This window comes from Spirillospora sp. NPDC052269 (genome assembly GCF_040679435.1).
In the GTDB taxonomy this organism is placed as follows: Bacteria; Actinomycetota; Actinomycetes; order Streptosporangiales; family Streptosporangiaceae; genus Spirillospora.
The window spans coordinates 71,305-86,886 of sequence record NZ_JBFAUU010000031.1; the positions used below are offsets into that span (position 1 = coordinate 71,305).

Annotated in this window: 16 protein-coding genes; 6 read left to right on the forward strand and 10 right to left on the reverse strand. The window is 72.5% G+C overall.

All coding sequences use genetic code 11. From position 1 onward, the window contains the following. Window positions 1-59: 59 nt before the first annotated feature. The 3 genes from AB0L06_RS41305 to AB0L06_RS41315 all read left to right on the forward strand — a co-directional run bounded on the left by AB0L06_RS41305 (window position 60) and on the right by AB0L06_RS41315 (window position 3,842). Complete coding sequence (locus AB0L06_RS41305) at window positions 60-1,187, forward strand: serine hydrolase domain-containing protein (RefSeq protein WP_500236976.1); 1,128 nt, start codon at window positions 60-62, stop codon at window positions 1,185-1,187. 13 nt (window positions 1,188-1,200) lie between these two features. Beyond that, window positions 1,201-2,685 carry an alpha/beta fold hydrolase gene (locus AB0L06_RS41310; protein ID WP_500236978.1) on the forward strand — a complete coding sequence of 495 codons (1,485 nt, stop codon included), beginning with the start codon at window positions 1,201-1,203 and terminating at the stop codon, window positions 2,683-2,685. A 227-nt stretch (window positions 2,686-2,912) separates the two neighbouring features. Beyond that, window positions 2,913-3,842 (forward strand): ADP-ribosylglycohydrolase family protein, encoded by a 930-nt coding sequence (locus AB0L06_RS41315; RefSeq protein ID WP_500236980.1) that lies wholly within the window; start codon window positions 2,913-2,915, stop codon window positions 3,840-3,842. Here AB0L06_RS41315 and AB0L06_RS41320 read toward each other — a convergent pair. Then, the gene (locus AB0L06_RS41320; protein ID WP_500236982.1) at window positions 3,839-4,606 is read right to left on the reverse strand and encodes an MBL fold metallo-hydrolase; all 768 of its coding nucleotides are present in this window, start codon (window positions 4,604-4,606) and stop codon (window positions 3,839-3,841) included. The two genes, AB0L06_RS41315 and AB0L06_RS41320, sit on opposite strands and share 4 nt — an antisense overlap. Before the next feature lie 117 nt (window positions 4,607-4,723). Here AB0L06_RS41320 and AB0L06_RS41325 point away from each other — a divergent pair, with 117 nt between their 5' ends. Both AB0L06_RS41325 and AB0L06_RS41330 read left to right on the forward strand, forming a co-directional pair. After that, window positions 4,724-5,068 (forward strand): YciI family protein, encoded by a 345-nt coding sequence (locus AB0L06_RS41325; protein ID WP_500236985.1) that lies wholly within the window; start codon window positions 4,724-4,726, stop codon window positions 5,066-5,068. Window positions 5,069-5,077: 9 nt separating this feature from the next. Continuing rightward, window positions 5,078-6,376: an RNA polymerase sigma factor gene (locus AB0L06_RS41330; RefSeq protein WP_500236986.1), complete on the forward strand. Its 1,299-nt coding sequence runs from the start codon at window positions 5,078-5,080 to the stop codon at window positions 6,374-6,376. Between the two features lie 19 nt (window positions 6,377-6,395). Here the strand turns inward: AB0L06_RS41330 and AB0L06_RS41335 are convergent, their stop codons facing one another. Next, entirely contained in the window at window positions 6,396-7,922 is a 1,527-nt protein-coding gene (locus AB0L06_RS41335; RefSeq protein ID WP_500236988.1) for a CehA/McbA family metallohydrolase, read from the reverse strand. A 120-nt stretch (window positions 7,923-8,042) separates the two neighbouring features. Next, a complete protein-coding gene (locus AB0L06_RS41340) occupies window positions 8,043-8,933 on the reverse strand; it encodes a LysR family transcriptional regulator (RefSeq protein WP_500236990.1) in 891 nt (296 codons plus the stop codon). An 87-nt stretch (window positions 8,934-9,020) separates the two neighbouring features. On the opposite strand from AB0L06_RS41340, the gene AB0L06_RS41345 reads away from it, so the two are divergent. Beyond that, window positions 9,021-9,374, forward strand: coding sequence for a DoxX family protein (locus AB0L06_RS41345; RefSeq protein WP_500236992.1), 354 nt, complete (start codon window positions 9,021-9,023; stop codon window positions 9,372-9,374). Between the two features lie 3 nt (window positions 9,375-9,377). Here the strand turns inward: AB0L06_RS41345 and AB0L06_RS41350 are convergent, their stop codons facing one another. The 7 genes from AB0L06_RS41350 to AB0L06_RS41380 all read right to left on the reverse strand — a co-directional run. Then, on the reverse strand, window positions 9,378-9,884 hold the full coding sequence (locus AB0L06_RS41350) for a hypothetical protein (protein WP_500236993.1): 507 nt from the start codon (window positions 9,882-9,884) through the stop codon (window positions 9,378-9,380). A gap of 89 nt (window positions 9,885-9,973) precedes the next feature. Continuing rightward, window positions 9,974-10,879: an NAD-dependent epimerase/dehydratase family protein gene (locus AB0L06_RS41355; protein WP_500236994.1), complete on the reverse strand. Its 906-nt coding sequence runs from the start codon at window positions 10,877-10,879 to the stop codon at window positions 9,974-9,976. 138 nt (window positions 10,880-11,017) lie between these two features. Beyond that, window positions 11,018-11,767: a S1 family peptidase gene (locus tag AB0L06_RS41360; protein WP_500236996.1), complete on the reverse strand. Its 750-nt coding sequence runs from the start codon at window positions 11,765-11,767 to the stop codon at window positions 11,018-11,020. A 17-nt stretch (window positions 11,768-11,784) separates the two neighbouring features. Next, window positions 11,785-12,735 carry a DMT family transporter gene (locus AB0L06_RS41365; RefSeq protein WP_500236998.1) on the reverse strand — a complete coding sequence of 317 codons (951 nt, stop codon included), beginning with the start codon at window positions 12,733-12,735 and terminating at the stop codon, window positions 11,785-11,787. Window positions 12,736-12,921: 186 nt separating this feature from the next. Continuing rightward, window positions 12,922-13,689, reverse strand: coding sequence for an SDR family NAD(P)-dependent oxidoreductase (locus AB0L06_RS41370; RefSeq protein WP_500237000.1), 768 nt, complete (start codon window positions 13,687-13,689; stop codon window positions 12,922-12,924). 9 nt (window positions 13,690-13,698) lie between these two features. Beyond that, the gene (locus tag AB0L06_RS41375) at window positions 13,699-15,198 is read right to left on the reverse strand and encodes a flavin-containing monooxygenase (RefSeq protein ID WP_500237001.1); all 1,500 of its coding nucleotides are present in this window, start codon (window positions 15,196-15,198) and stop codon (window positions 13,699-13,701) included. 202 nt (window positions 15,199-15,400) lie between these two features. Beyond that, the coding region (locus AB0L06_RS41380) for a hypothetical protein (RefSeq protein ID WP_500237002.1) at window positions 15,401-15,582 on the reverse strand (182 nt) is incomplete at its 5' end.

Consider the following 15,582-nt stretch of genomic DNA (forward strand, 5'->3'; position numbering starts at 1 on the left):
AACAGACCCGGGGGAAGGCCCCACTGTGCCGCGACGCCCTTTTTCCTAGCGTCGGAGGCATGAGAATCCCCCCATTGATCACCGTTGGCGCGGCTCTTCTCGCCACCGTCCTGGTGCCGCTCCCGGCCCAGGCCGCCCCCGCCGCGCCTGCCTGTCCGACCGACCACACGGCGGTGCGGAAGGCGCTCGACACGCTCACCTCGTCCGGGGAGACGCCCGGCGTGACCGTCCGCGTGGACGACCCGCGCTGCGGCTCCTGGTCCGCCGCGTCCGGGACGGCCGACCTCGCGACCGGACGTCCCATGGCCACCGGCGAACGCACCCGGATCGGCAGCATCACCAAGTCGGTCACCGCGACCGTCGTGCTCCAGCTCGCCGCCGAGCACCGGCTGTCCCTGGACGACACCGTCGACCACTGGCTGCCCGGCCTCGTCCGGACGCCGCGCTACGACGGGCGGCGCGTCACGATCCGGTCCCTGCTCCAGCACACCAGCGGCCTGCCGGATTACTCCGACGGCCTGCCCGATGACGTCCGCTGGCGGCACTTCGACCCCGGGGAACTCGTCGCGATCGCGCTCAGGATGGACCCGCCGGACAAGCCCTGGAGCTACGCGTCCACCAACTACGTCCTCGCCGGGATGATCGTGCGGAAGGCGACCGGGCGCGGCATCGAGGACGAGTCCGCCCGGCGCGTCCTGCGTCCGCTCGGCATGCGCGACACCTACTGGCCGGGTGACCGGACGTCCATCCGCGGCCCCCACCCGCACGGCTACGTCCACGACGAGAACGGCCGCTGGACCGACCACACCGACCAGAACGTGTCCTTCGGCGGCGCGGCGGGCGCGCTCGTCTCCACGACCCGCGACCTCGACCGCTTCTACACCGCGCTGTTCGGCGGACGGCTCCTGTCGCCGCGTCAGCTCGCCGAGATGCGCAGCACCGTCGCCGCCGACCCCGACCGCGTCTGGACCGGCGCGCGCTACGGCCTCGGCCTGATCCAGACCCCGCTGACCTGCGGCGGCACCTGGACCGGCCACGCGGGCGGCGTTCCCGGGTTCGGCACCGTCGCCGGGGTCGGACCCGGCGGACGCGCCGTCGCCGTCTCCCTCAACGCCGATCCCGACAGCCTCCAGGCCCAGACCCACATGCTCGACGTCGTGCAGGCCGCCCTGTGCGAACGCCACTGAGAAGGAGCCCCTCGTGCGTGTCCTCATGACGCTCGGCGCGTCCGTTGGCGCAGCCGCCGCCCTGTTCGTCCCGTCCGTCTCCGCCGCGGCGGCCCCGGCCGATCCGCTCGCCGCGTTCCACCACCAGAAACTCAGCTGGACCACCTGCGACCTCAAGGAACTGGACGACGCGGGCGCGCGCTGCGCCGACGTGACCGTCCCGCTCGACTACGCGAACCCACGCGGCAAGACCATCAAGATCGCGATCTCCCGCCTGAAGGCGACCGGCCCCCGCCTCGGCGCCATGCTCATCAACGGCGGCGGACCGGGCCCGGCCATCGACATGCCGCCGTACATCCGCGACATCACGCCCAAGGCCGGACCGCGCTTCGACCTCATCGGCATGGACCCGCGCGGCCTCGGCCGCAGCACCCCCGTCGACTGCGGCTGGCCCAGCGGCACCTGGATCCGCTCGGCGGGCGTCGACCGGCGCGGCTTCGACGCGGGCGTGACGTTCGCCCGCACCCTCGCGCAGCGCTGCGTCGCCAAGTACGGCTCCTACCTGCCGTACATCAGCACCCGCAACATCGCCCGCGACATGGACGTCGTCCGCGCCGCCCTCGGCGAGAAGAAGATCTCGTACAACGGCGCGTCCTACGGCACCTACCTCGGCGCGGTCTACGCCGCCCTGTTCCCCGGACGCCTCGACCGAGCCGTCCTGGACAGCAACGTCGACCCGGACCGCTGGTCCGCCCGCCTCCTCCAGGACGGCGAGCAGGCCAACGAACAGGGCCTCGCCCGCTGGGCCGACTGGGCGTCCCGCCGCGACGCCACCTACCACCTGGGCCGCACCCGCGAGGACGTCCTCGCGACCGTCCGGAACACCATCACGCGCGCCGGCCGCTCCCCACTGCTCGTCGGCCCCTACAAGGTGGACGCCTCGACGATCCCGACCGTCCTGTTCAACCTGCTCGGCAACGACCACGACGAGCACCGCGCCGCCCTCGCCGCGGCCGCCTCCGACCTGAACCGCGCGGCGCACGGCGTCCACGTCCCCGCGACGGGCGCCCTGGACGAGTCGCTGGCGTTCGTCCTCACCGGGACCGACTCGCTCTACGGCAGCGGCCAGTCCGCGATCATCTGCGGGGACGCCCCGGCGACGCGGAACCCCGAGACCTACTGGCGGGACGTCCAGCGGCAGCGCTCCGTCCACCCGGTCTTCGGCCCGCTCGGCGAGAACATCAACCCGTGCGCCTTCTGGCCGGCCCCGCGCGAGTCGCTGACCAAGGTCCGCACGACCCTCCCGAGCCTGCTCATCGGCGCGACCGGCGACACCCGCACCATCTACGCCGGAAGCCAGGCCCTCCACCGCGACCTGAAGGGCTCCCGCCTCATCACCCTCAACGCCGACGTCCACGCCCCCTACCAGGCCTCCTACGGCAACGCCTGCCTGAACAAGACGGTCGACGACTACCTGCTCACCAACCGCCTCCCGGCAGCCGACACCACCTGCGCCTGACCGGCTACCCGCTCGACGGGCGGTCGTCGTCCTTCCGGACCGTGGTCAGCAGGATCGCCACGACCCCCAAGGCGCCGACCGCCCACCCCGCCATGAACCCCACGCGGATCCCGGCGGCCGCACCGCCCGCCGCCAGCAGTCCACATGTCCGCCACCCAACCGAGAAGCGCCAAGACGAGGAGTAGAGCGTAAATCTCCCTCGGCTTCCGCCTCTAGCCTTGCTTCTCATGGATCGGACGGAACGGGCGATCGCCACCGTTGTCGGCTCCGCGCTGGGCGATGCGCTGGGCGCTCCCTACGAATTTGGTCCCGCCGACGCGTTCTCCCAACGCTTCCCGACAGGCCCCGGCGAGATGCGCGCGGGTGGTGGCTGGGACCAGGGCGAAGCGACCGACGACACCCAGATGGCGGTCCTCGTCGCAGAGTCCCTCCTCGACCGCGAGGGACCCGACCTGCCCGACATGTTCGCGCGTTTCCAGCGCTGGGCCGCCTCCGACCCGAAGGACATCGGCCTCCAGACCGAAGCCGTCCTGACCAGCGGCGACACCTGGAACATGGCGGCGGCGATCCACTTCCAGACCAACCTGCGCGCGGCCGGGAACGGCGGGCTGATGCGGGCCGCGCCCTCAGCGGTGTACTTCGCCGCCCACGGACGCGAGGCCACGATGGACGCAGGACGCCGCATCACCGCGCTGACCCACGGGGACGGCGCGGCATGGGAGGGGACGGCGATCCTCCACGAACTCGTCCGCGTCGCGCTCGACGGAGCGAACCCCCTCGACGCCATCCCCGACACGCTCGCGCAGGTCAAGCCCGTCCACCGCGAGCGGTACGCGCGCGTTCTCGACCCCGCCTGGCACCCGGACGACGCGACTGAGTTCAACGGGGCCGTGTGGCCCTGCCTCGGGTCCGCCGTGTGGGCGGTACGGAACACGAGCGGGTTCGCGGAGGCGCTGCGCGCGGCGATCGACCTCGGCGGCGACACGGACACCGTCGCGGCCGTGACCGGCACGCTGGCCGGGGCGATGCACGGCGTGGCCGACGTCCCCGAGTCCTGGCGCAGCGCGCTGCACGTCCCGCTCCCCGGATTCGGACGCGTCCTGCGTTTCGACGAGTTGTGCGAGCTCGCCGAGAAGCTGGTGCGACAGCCCTGCTAAACCGTGTGGACGCTCCCCGGAGCGGCATGGGCGATCGGGCCGTCGTACCTGGTCGCGGCGTGCGCCACGGCCTCGGCCGGGGTGAGGGAGGGGCCGACGTGCGTGACGAGCAGGCGCCCGGCCCGCGCCGCCCGCGCGGTGTCTCCGGCCTCCGTGGCCGTGTGGTGGACGCGCTCGTCCCCCTCGACAGGATCCGCGCTGTCGGCCTCGCAGAGCAGCAGGTCGCAGCCGTCCGCGAGCTCGGTGAGCGGCGGGCAGGGCGCGCAGTCGCCCGAGTAGACGAGCGTCCTGCCCGCGGCTTCGGCGCGCAGCGCGAAGGCGGGGAGGCCGTGGGAGACGGCGCGGCTGGTCAGGACGATCTCGCCGACGCGCGCCACGTGGCCGTCGTGCAGCTCCTCGACCGCGAAGGCCGACTCGATCGGGCTCCGCACGGACGAGTTGGTGAGGAAGCCCGCCAGCCGGTCCGCGATCCCGGACGGCCCGTGGAGCGGGATCGGGGCGGCGAGCCGGACGTCGGCGTACAGCGCCCCGTAGTAGGCCGTGAGGAGGTCGGCGGTGTGGTCGGCGTGCAGGTGCGAGATCCAGATCGCGTCCAGCTCGTCCAGCCGGACGTGACGGCGGAGCTCGGCGAGCGTCCCGGTCCCGGCGTCCACCCACACGCGGGTGCCGCCCGCCGACAGCAGGTAGCCGGAGCAGGGGTTCCCGGGCGCCGGATACGGGGTCGCGGAGCCGAGAACGGTCAGGGTGAGGGCGTCGCTGGTCATCCGCGCAGGTTAGTCGGAAAAATCTTGGAAGGTAGTGTCCATTTCCGCGTCCCCCGTCCGTGGAGGGGGTGTGCGGCGAGCGATGGCCGCACGTCGACGAAGCGAGGGAGCACGACGATGAAGTACATGCTGATGATCTACGCCGCTGCCGTCGAGGCGGACGGGACGACCCCCGAGCCCGGCGACTTCGGGGCATGGGTGAGCTACCACAAGGCGGTCCAGGACGCGGGGATCATGGTCTCCTCGGAGTCGCTGGCCGACCTGGTCACCGCCACCACCGTCCAGGTGGACGAGGCGGGCGCCCGCACCGTCACCGACGGCCCGTTCACCGAGTCCCGCGAGGTGCTCGGCGGCTTCTACGTGATCGACGTCCCGGACCTGGACGCCGCCCTGGACTGGGCCGCCCGCTGCCCCGGGGCGCGCGAGGGCGCGGTCGTGGTGCGTCCGGTCGCCGAGTTCTGAGGCTGACCGGTGAGCGACGAGCAGGCGTCCGGCGAGGAGATGTCCGGCGAGCGGACCTCCGGCGCCGGCCCCCGGATCGAGGACGTGTTCCGCGAGGAGCACGGGCGCCTGCTCGCCGCGCTCGCCCGCCGGTTCGGCGACCTGGACCTGGCCGAGGAGGCCGCCGCCGACGCGCTGGAGGCGGCGGTCACCCGCTGGCCGGTGGACGGCGTCCCGCCGAACCCGGGCGGATGGCTGATGACGACGGCGCGGCGGCGGGCGGTGGACCGGTTGCGCCGCGACCGGGCCCTCGCCGTCCGGCTGGCGATCCTGCAGGTGGAGGCCGACCGCGCGGAGTCCTCCTCCGAGACGTCCCACGACGAGGACCACGTCCCGGACGAGCGGCTCCGCCTGTTCTTCACCTGCGCGCACCCGGCCCTGCCCGCCGACGACCGCGTCGCGCTCACGCTGCGCTTCCTCGGCGGGCTCGGCACGCCCGAGGTGGCGCGCGCGTTCCTGGTGCCCGCCGAGACGATGGCCAAGCGCCTCACCCGCGCCAAGAAGAAGATCGTCGAGGCGCGGATCCCGTTCCGCGTCCCCGGCGCGGACGAGCTGCCGGACCGCCTGCCCGTCGTCCTCCAGGCCCTCTACTCGATCTTCACCGAGGGCTACGCGGCAAGCTCCGGACCGGGCCTGCAACGCGTCGACCTGGCCGAGGAGGCCCTCCGCCTGGCCCGGATCCTGCACAACCTGCTTCCCCGCGAACAACGGGAGACCGCGGGACTACTGGCCCTGATGCTGCTCGTGCACGCGCGCCGCGAGACCCGCCTCGACCCGGACGGCGCCCTCGCGCTTCTGGACGACCAGGACCGCGCCCGCTGGGACCGCGACATGATCGACGAGGGCCGCGCGCTGACGGTCGCCGCGCTCACCGGCGGCCCGCCCGGCCCCTACGGCGTGCAGGCGGCCATCGCCGCACTGCACGCCGAGGCGCCGGACGTGGCGTCCACCGACTGGCCGCAGATCGTCCTGCTCTACGACGTGCTGCTCACCCTCACGCCGTCCCCGGTCGTGGCGCTCAACCGCGCCGTCGCCATCGCCATGCGGGACGGCCCCGAGGAAGGGCTCGCGCTGCTGGACGACCTGCGAGACGAGCCGAAACTCCGCGCGCACCACCCGTACCAGGCCGCCCGCGCCGATCTCCTGGATCGCCTCGGACGCCGCACCGAAGCCGCGTCCGCCTACCGCGCAGCCCTGGAACTGGCCGGAACCGAACCCGAACGCGCCTACCTACGCAGCCGCCTGGCCGCCCTGGAAAACCACCCCTGACAACCGCCCTTGCAAGCGCCTACCGGACGTCGAGCCAGATCGGGTTGGTCAGCGCCGCCATCGCCCCCGGCGCCCCGTCCGCGCCCGCCGCATGCCGGACCTCCGCGCGCACATAAGCCGCATAGGACGGCGTGGTCTGCCACTCGAAAGTCCCCGCGCCCGAGTCCGGCACGGCGGATCCGAACAGCGGCCCCTGGTCGGTCAGGAATCGGACCGTGCACCCCTTCCCGACCCCGGACACCTGCAACCGGACGGTCACCGGAGTGTCGGCACGCGCCCGGAGCCGCTCCCCGATGCCCGCGCGTCGCCCAAGGCCGCCGCCCGACACCGTGAAGTCCAATTCGACCTGCGACGACTCGGCGATCCAGCTCCGTCCCGCGCGCAGTCCCGCCAGGATCGCCGGACGCGTCAGGTCGTCGGCGAGGACGACCGTCTGCGGCAGCCCGACGACCTGCGGCTCGCGGTGCGCGTCACTGTTGCCCATCGCGGGCAGCCACCGCCCCTGGCCGCGCGCGGCGGCGACGAGCTGGTTGTCCCAGTCACCGATCGACATCTCGTCGTCGGGGGAGTAGGTGGAGTTCCAGACCTCCATCGCGTCCGCCTGGTCGTAGCCGTACTTCCAGAACGACCCGATGGACGTCCCGTGCGGGTGCGCCGGGACCACGATCCCGCCCGCCTGCCGGATCCGCCGCGCGTACTTCTCCCACTCCTCGTCGCGCGCGCGATAGCGCCAGTCGATGAACGTGCCCGGCTCCACGCCGATCGCCAGGACGTGCCCGTTCCGCGTCGTGACCTCCTCACCCGGCAGGATCAGCAGGTCGTCGCCCCACAGCCCGCCCCAGGCACCGTGCGCGGACGAGGTGTTGTGGTCGGTCGTGGTGATGAAGTCGAGCCCCGCGGCGCGCGCCGCGGCGGCGACCTCGGCGGGCGTCCGCTTCCCGTCCGAGTGGACGGTGTGCAGGTGGCAGTCGCCCCGGTACCAGGCGCGTCCCCGGCCCTTGGCCCGAGCCGGCGGGTACACCGGACGCGCCGTCGCGCCCGCCGTCCCGTACCGCAGGGTGATCGTCACGTTGTAGTTCAGGCCCTGCGGAGCGACCGTGTACGGCCCGAGGACGATGTGCCAGGTCCCGGCGCCGACCGGACCCGCCAGATAGCCCGGCGTCGCCTGCTCCGCGCTGATCGCGAACTCGGTGCGCGCCCCGCCGGACCAGCCGCGGAACCCGCGTCCGCCCAGCTCCTCGCCGCGCTCGTCGAAGACGCCGATGTCGCACGCGTTCCCCTGCGTCCCGGACGGCACCGACGGCCGGTCGTAGGAGTAGGAGACGGCGAACTCCCGGACCCCGCGCGGCACCTCCACCGGCAGGTACACGAAGTCGGCCGCGCCGGTCGGCAGGTGCCCGCTGACCGTCCGCGTCACCTCCCCGGACCCGGGCGTGCCGCCCGTGCCCGCGCCTGGCGTGTCCGCGTTCGCGAACGTGACGGGGTCGAGCGTGAGCACCCCCGCGCCCGCGATCACCGAGAGTCTGAGAACGTCGCGACGCCGCATGCGTCCCTCCAACCGGATAGAGAACCGCTGGTCAGCGTCGTCCCCGCCGGTTACGCCCGCGCGACACGTTCGCGATCATCACATGACCCCTGGACGAACCGCCGCCCCACGCCCGGGCGATCAGGCGGACGCGTCCACGCAGCACCGCACGAAGTCCCGCACGACCGGATCGTCCTCGGCGTCCGTGGGCCACGCGACCCCGACCCGACTCGGAGAAACCCCCGTGACCTGCCGGTACACGACGCCCGGACGCGCGTAGAACCGAGCGGCGGACTCCGGGGCGAGGGCGACCCCATAACCGTTGGCGATCGCGTTGAGCCATTCGTCCGGCTGCGCCGTGACCGCCCCCACCCGTGGCGCCCGCCCGTCGCGTTCGTCCACCGCCAGCCAGAAGTCGCGCCACGCGCCGGTCTCCGCGGGGGCCGCGACGAACGGCTCGTCCCACAGCTCCTCGAACGCGATGACCTCCCGATCCGCGAGCGGATGCGTGCTCGCCATCGCCACGCACCGCGCCTCACCGAACAGCTCGCGGACGTGCCAGGCGTCCTCGCCAGGGAACGGAAGACGGACGAGCGCGACGTCGACCTCCCCGCCCGCGAGGCCCGCCGTCGGGTCGCTCCACGGAGCCTGCAGCGTGTCGACGCGCCAGCCGGGCCGCCGCTCCGTGAACGCCGCGATGATCCGCCGCGTGGCCTCGTTCGCGCCGGACGCCATGAACCCCACCCGCAGCACGTGGACGGCCCGCCGCCCCTCGGCCCGGGTCTCCCGCATCGTCCGGTCCCACTCCGCGAGCAGCGCGGGGACGCGTCCGGCGAGCGCCCGCCCCGCGTCGCTCAACGCCATCCCCGTGTGCGACCGGACGAACAACCGCACCCCGAGGATCTCCTCGAGCCGCTTCATCTGCTTGGTCAGCGCGGGCTGCGACACCATCATCAGCTCGGCGGCGGCCGTCAGATTGCCCTCCTCGGCGACCACGGCGAAGTGGCGCAGCAACCGCGAGTCGAAGTCCATTCCAGCAGGTTATAGCCGCAGGCATTGGACGGTTCCGAGGCCCGCGAGAAGGCTGTGAACCCAAGACTTTCCGACAGAGGAGGCCCCATGTTCACCGTCTACGCGGCCGTGACCGCCATCGCGATCGCGGCCAACCTCGGCATCGCCGCCGCCGACTTCGCGCGCGCCCCGTTCGTCCTCGCCAACTCGGCCGAGGTGCGGATGCCGCCGCGCCTTCTCCCGGTCGTCGCCGTCCTCAAGGTCGCGGGCGCCGCAGGGCTGCTGATCGGGCTGCTCGGCGTCCGCTGGGTCGGTGTCGCGGCGGCGCTCGGCCTCACCCTGTTCTTCGTCTGCGCGCTCGCCGCACACGTCCGCGCCCGCGTCTTCCACAACATCGCGTTCCCCGGCATGTACTTCGCGGTCGCGGCCGCCGCGCTCGGCCTCGGCCTGGCTCGGCTCTGACGGTCAGGCGCGGGTGGCGGTGAAGTGGAGCATGACGTCGGCGGGCGCGCTCGCGGACGCGGCGTCCCGCGCGACGGACGTCGAGATCTCGTAGACGACCTCGTGGTCGTCGCCGTCGCCGCGGCCCGTCCAGCGGCCGAACGCCTGGTTGCGCCGGGCGAGGTCCAGCAGGGACCCGCTGAACACCGGGAACGGCATCAGCTCGCCCGCGTGCTCGAACACCCCGACGTGCACGTCCCGGGACGCGGTGGAGGGGTCCGCGCACTCGACGCTCAGGGCCACCACGGCGTCCTCCTCGGCCCGGTACCGGACGATCACGGTGTCCCGGTGGTGCTCCCCGGGTGCGAGCGCGTCCAGATGGAGGTCACTGATGATCTCCTCGCCGGGGCTCAGCGAAAGCACGGGCGGCGGCGAGACGGACGGGGAGGGGACGGACGGGGAGGGGAGGGACGGGGAGACGGACGGGGACGGGGTGATCGGGGACGGGACGGACGAGGTCTGAACGGTCATGGGGCGGCTCCTCCGACGCTCTCTCTTTAGTTGCACTAACCAAATCGAGAGCCCGAATATTCCCAGCTCAGCCGGTGTGCGGGCCCGCCTCAGCGAGCGTGCAGAGCCTCCCAGGCGCTCCCGATGACCTCCGGAAGCCCGGACCGCTCGGGCGCCCAGCCGAGATCGCGGCGGATCGCCGCCGCGTCGCACAGCAGCAGCGGAGGCTCCGGCGACGGTGGCCGGTGGACGACCGGGACGTCCCGTCCCGTCACGTTCTCGACCGTCCCGATCACCTCGGCGACCGACGCCCCGATCCCCGAACCGACGTTGTACGTGCGATGCGTCCCGGGCGTCCCGGATGCCAGGGCGAGCTCGTACGCGCGCGCGAGGTCGTCCACATGCAGGTACTCCCGGACGGCCCCGCCGTCGCCGTTCACCTCCAGATGCGGAGCGTCCCCCTTGGCCACGGCGAGCGCGCGCGGGATCAGCCGCGTCGGGTCGGGGTCGCCGCGTCCGTCCACCGAGCCGGACACGTTGAACGTCCTCAGCACCACCGCGCCGATCTGCCCCGTCGCCGCGTGGTACCGGACGGCGTCCTCGGCGGCCAGCTTGGACGTCCCATACGGACTCGACGGCGAAGCCGACTGCGACTCGGGAATGGGCTGGCTTTCAGGCGTGCCGTACACGGCCGCCGTCGATCCGTACACGACGGTGGGCGAGCCCTTGAGCGCATCGAGGAGATGCACCGTGCCCTGGACGTTCGCGGTGAAGAACCGCAGCGGTTCCGTGAACGACTCGCGCACGCGCGTGAGCGCGGCCAGATGGCACACGGCGTCGTACGTCTCGTCCAGGACGAGCGGCCCGAGCAGATCCCCGACGACAGGACGCACCCCTTCCGGCAGCACCCTGTCGGGCGCGCGCACGAGCCCGTCCACCTGATGCCCGCCCGCGATCAGCCGACGCCCTACCGCGTACCCGACGTAACCCGCCGCCCCCGTAACCAACACGCGCATTCGCCCAGCATGACGACCCATGCCCGACCGGGCAACGCCACACGCACCACCCGGCGTGTCACACGCACAACCAGGCGTTCCACACGTGCCACCAGGCGTTTCACATGCGCCACCAGGCGTTTCGCGCTGGCGACCGGTTCACACGCGCGCGTAAACCCCGGGGTATCCAGGACGTGCGCACCCGTACGCCCACGAGGTCAGCCCAACGACACGACCGTTCACCAGCAGCGGCCCGCCGCTGTCGAACTGACACGTGTCTCCCGCAGGGGAACCCGCGCACAGCATGTCGGACGCGTCGAACGACGCCCCATAGGCCGCCGCGCAGGCGGCATTCCCACGCAGCGGAACCGAAGCCGCGTGCAACCGCGTGTTGAACAAGTCCGACTCGGACGTCGTCCCCCACCCGACGACCTCGCCCGCGCGCGCGTCGCCCGGACGTCCCGTCGCGATGGTCGGACGGTTCACGCGCCGCTTCAGCGTCAGCACGGCGACATCGTGGTGCTCGACGGCCTCGGTCTTGAACTTCGTCTCGCGGTAGCGCGGATCCACCCAGACGCTCTTCACGTCGACCGCCTCCCCGCCCTTGCCCCGCAGGTCGCTCAGCCCGAACGTGACCCTCAGGACACCGGGCAGGCCCCGCACGGCCGTGACGCAGTGGGCCGCGGTCAGCACCTTGTCGGGCGCGGTGAGCGCGCCGCCGCAGAACTGCCCGGCGGGGCGCAGGAAGAAGAACGGGGATCCGACGGCCCCCAGCCACGGGTACCTGGCGGCGGACACCTCCCGTCCGTGCACGACCGCCGAGGCGGACGCGGCGGGCAGCAGGGCGGTGAGGGACGCGGCGGCAGCGGCGGTGAGGGCGGCACGACGCAGGGGGGAGGAAAGTGCCATGCAGCGAATGTAGGAAATTACAGGACTTGTCGCACGGTGTTCCGCTCGTCCCGCGGTCCCCGCACCTCCCGCCGCTCATGCCGCGGGAAGTTCAGCAGCGCCGCCAGCGCGACCACGAAACCGCCCGTGCGCAGCGCGAACGGCACCGGGTCGGACGGCCAGCCCTCGTGGAACAGCACCGTGCTCGCCAGCACCAGATAGCTGCGGCCGATGACGGTCAGGACGGTCGCGATGATCGCCATCCGGCACCGCTGCAGCGCCACCTGCAACTGCCCGAGCGCCAGCGCCGCGAGCACGAGCGTCAGGTACGGGTACGGCGTGTTCAGGACGGCCAGGACGTCACGGCCCGAGTCCTCGAACACCAGCGCCATGCCCCGGATGCCCGCCTCCGCCAGCCCGGCGCACGCTCCCGCCCCAATCCCGTACGCGACCCCGGCCAGCCGCCGCGCGTGCCGTCCGCCCGCCCGCCGGTCCCCGACCAGCCAGACCAGCCCCGCGACCAGCAGCGCCGGCGCGGTCACCGCGAGCATCGGCCACGGATCGTCCAGGGTGTGCCGCCACCCCCGGCCCGCCGACGCCGTCGACGCCCCCTCCCCGGCGGACAGCCCCACCAGCACCGTCGCCACCACGAACAGCGCCACGCTCGCCCACTCGCGTCCGGTCATCCGCTCGCCGAGCACCCACACCGCGTAGATCACCAGCAGGACGAGGCTGACCGCGAACACCGGCTGCGCCACCGCCAGCGGCAGCTCCTCGAACGCCACCACCTCGCCGGCCAGCCCCGCGAACAGCAGCAGCCCGCCGCCGAACCACACCGGGTCGGCCAGCATCGTCCAGGCGACATGGAACGGACGACCGCCCCGCAGGGGCGGCATCCGCCCGGCCGCCGTCCGGAACACGACGAAGGCGACGTAGTACGTGCTGGTCGCGAGCAGGGCGAGCGCTGCGTATCCGAGGTCGTGGCCCATCGGCGGGACCTTTCGGGGGCGATGTGGCGGGGAGTCTCGGGGTGACACCATTCCGTGTCCGCCCGTTCCCTGACAATCCCCTCACGCGAATTGCGACGGCATTCGCGTCATCCGGCGACCGCCCTCACGCGTCCTATCGTCCGCGCCGCGCCCGTCCAGCCTGCGAATCGACGCCCCGGCGCACCCTCAGTCCCACTTGCGCCCGGACCGCGAGAACCGTCCGACCAACGACGACGGGACCAGCCGGGTCAGCCCCACGAGCGCCTTGTACTGCGCGCCCGGGATGCTGACCTCGACCCCGCGCCGCAGGTCCCGCAGCCCCTCGTCGACGACCCGGTCCTGGTCGAGCCACATGAACTCCGGGACCTCCGACATGTCCATCCCGGCGCGCTCGTGGAACTCGGTGTGCACGAACCCCGGGCACAGGGCCATGACCCGCACCCTCTCCGCGCCCGGACGCCCCGCGACCTCGGACGCCGCGCCCTGCGAGAACGACACGACCCACGCCTTGGACGCGCCGTAGGTGCCCCGCGTCGCGAACGCCGCCACCGACGCCACGTTGACCACGCCGCCGTGCCCGCGCTCCAGCATCGGCGGCAGCGCCGCGTGCGTCAGCCGCAGCACCGCCTCGCAGTGCACCCTCAGCATGACCAGCTCGTCCGCGACCGGCACGTCCAGGAACGCCCCCCGGTTCCCGAACCCCGCGTTGTTGACGAGGAGGTCCACGCCCTCGCGCAGCCGTTCCTCCGCCTTGCCGATGCCCTCGTCCGTGGACAGGTCGGCGGGCAGCGCCTCCGCGCGGACGCCGTACTTGTCGTGCAGCTCGCGCGCGCACGCGTCCAGCCGCTTCGTGTCCCGGGCGAGCAGCACCAGATCGAATCCGTCGGAGGCCAGGCGGCGGGCGAACGCCGCGCCCAGCCCCGCCGTGGCACCAGTGATCAGAGCAGTCGGCATGTCGCGAGCCTAGGCCGTCCGGTCCCGGACGGCCCGCCGCGGCCCCTCGCCCGCGCGCCCACGCCAGAAGTCACGGGGGTCCGGACGGCGTGTCGCGTTCCGATAGGCGAACGTGAATCCTGGCCAGTTGTTCACGATCCGCCCGTCCTCCCTCATGTACCAGCTCAGGCACCCGGCGTTCCAGACGGTCGCGCGCATCAGCTCCTGCATCCGCCGGTCGAACGCGTCCTGGACGTCCGGACGCACCTCGATCCAGTCCAGCCCCGCCCGCCGCATCGCCTCCACGCAGCCGACCACGTACCGGAACTGCGACTCCAGCATGTAGATGATCGAGTTGTGGCCCAGGTTGGTGTACGGCCCGTACAGCAGGAACAGGTTCGGGAACCCGCTCACCGTGATGCCCAGATGAGCGGACGCGCCCCCGTCCCGCCACGCCTCGCCCAACTCCCGCCCGTCCCGCCCGACGATCTTCATGGGGGCCAGGAACTCCGTCGAAGCGAACCCCGTGGCGAACACGATCGCGTCCAGCTCGCGCGTGAGGCCGTCGGCCGTGACGACCCCGTCCGCGGTGATCCGCGAAACCGCCTCCGTCACCAGCTCGACATGCGGCTCACCGAACACGGGGTAGTAGTCGTCCGACAGCAGGATCCGCTTGCACCCCATCGGATAGTCCGGCAGCAGCCGTTCCACCAGCCCCGCGTCCCGGACCTCGTCCTTCAGCCTCCTCCGGAACCGCCGGGCCATCAGCCCCAGCAGCTTCGGATACTTCACGAACCCCAGCGCCCGCGTCTCGAACTGCGCGTAGACGCGCGCCCGGCTCGCCGCGTACGCCCCCGGCACCGCCCGCAGGACCGCCTTCTCCCACGCCCGGTACGGACGGTCCGGCTTGCTGATCACGTACGGCGCCGACCGCTGGAACACATGCAGCCGCCCCGCCACCTTCGCCAGCTCCGGGACGATCTGGATCGCGCTGGCCCCCGTCCCGATCACGGCGACGCGCTTACCCCGCAGATCGACCCCGTGCTCCCACCGGGACGAGTGGAACGCCGCCCCCGCGAACGAGTCACGGCCCTCGATCTCCGGCAGGACGGGCCGGTTCAACTGCCCGCACGCCGAGACGAGCACCCGCGCGCGGACCACCCCGGTCGAGGTCGACACCCGCCAGACGCTCTCCGCCTCGTCCCACTCCGCCCCGGTCACCTCCGTCCCGAACCGGATCCGGGGGAGCACCTCGTACTTGCGCGCGCAGTGCCACAGGTACTCGAGGATCTCCTCCTGCGGCGGGAACCTGCGGCTCCAGTCCGTCTTCCGCTCGAACGAGAACGAGTACAGGTGGGACGGCACGTCGCACGCCGCCCCCGGATACGTGTTGTCCCGCCACGTCCCGCCGAGCCCGTCGGCCTTCTCCAGCACCACCAGGTCCTCGACGCCGGCCCGCCGCAGCCGGATCGCCAGCCCGATCCCGCCGAACCCGCTGCCAATGATCACCACGTCGTGCGGAGCGCCCATGCCGCCACCCGAATCTCGTTCAGTCCGGACGTTCCGAGCGTAAGTGAGCAACCGGTCACCTGACCAGGCGCCCGCCTCGCACCCCGACCTCCGCAACCGAGTTGCAGGCACCCGAACCCTCGGGTAGTGTCCTTCCTTGCGCCTTGAGGGATGCGGGACGCCGCTGAGCGGTGGCCGACCCGTTGTGCGCGACCATCAACGATCATGCGGATTCGATCCGTCGTACCCGCATGTCCTGATGGCGTCGGAAAAGCTCGATTTTGCGAATCGGTGCGGATCTGGTGAAATAGAAGTGCTGCAGGGAACGGCCGCGAAAGTGGACGGGAACTGCGGAATCGGGATCGGCCGGAAATTGACAAGCCGGGCGGAACTGATAAAGTAAAT

What these genes read in the sequence shown, in the direction of transcription:
- AB0L06_RS41305 (WP_500236976.1), top strand. Translation starts at nt 60, where the DNA reads ATGAGAATCCCCCCATTGATCACCGTTGGCGCGGCTCTTCTCGCCACC.
- AB0L06_RS41315 (WP_500236980.1), top strand. Translation starts at nt 2,913, where the DNA reads ATGGATCGGACGGAACGGGCGATCGCCACCGTTGTCGGCTCCGCGCTG.
- AB0L06_RS41320 (WP_500236982.1), bottom strand. Translation starts at nt 4,606, where the DNA reads ATGACCAGCGACGCCCTCACCCTGACCGTTCTCGGCTCCGCGACCCCG.
- AB0L06_RS41325 (WP_500236985.1), top strand. Translation starts at nt 4,724, where the DNA reads ATGAAGTACATGCTGATGATCTACGCCGCTGCCGTCGAGGCGGACGGG.
- AB0L06_RS41335 (WP_500236988.1), bottom strand. Translation starts at nt 7,922, where the DNA reads ATGCGGCGTCGCGACGTTCTCAGACTCTCGGTGATCGCGGGCGCGGGG.
- AB0L06_RS41340 (WP_500236990.1), bottom strand. Translation starts at nt 8,933, where the DNA reads ATGGACTTCGACTCGCGGTTGCTGCGCCACTTCGCCGTGGTCGCCGAG.
- AB0L06_RS41345 (WP_500236992.1), top strand. Translation starts at nt 9,021, where the DNA reads ATGTTCACCGTCTACGCGGCCGTGACCGCCATCGCGATCGCGGCCAAC.
- AB0L06_RS41350 (WP_500236993.1), bottom strand. Translation starts at nt 9,884, where the DNA reads ATGACCGTTCAGACCTCGTCCGTCCCGTCCCCGATCACCCCGTCCCCG.
- AB0L06_RS41355 (WP_500236994.1), bottom strand. Translation starts at nt 10,879, where the DNA reads ATGCGCGTGTTGGTTACGGGGGCGGCGGGTTACGTCGGGTACGCGGTA.
- AB0L06_RS41360 (WP_500236996.1), bottom strand. Translation starts at nt 11,767, where the DNA reads ATGGCACTTTCCTCCCCCCTGCGTCGTGCCGCCCTCACCGCCGCTGCC.
- AB0L06_RS41365 (WP_500236998.1), bottom strand. Translation starts at nt 12,735, where the DNA reads ATGGGCCACGACCTCGGATACGCAGCGCTCGCCCTGCTCGCGACCAGC.
- AB0L06_RS41370 (WP_500237000.1), bottom strand. Translation starts at nt 13,689, where the DNA reads ATGCCGACTGCTCTGATCACTGGTGCCACGGCGGGGCTGGGCGCGGCG.
- AB0L06_RS41375 (WP_500237001.1), bottom strand. Translation starts at nt 15,198, where the DNA reads ATGGGCGCTCCGCACGACGTGGTGATCATTGGCAGCGGGTTCGGCGGG.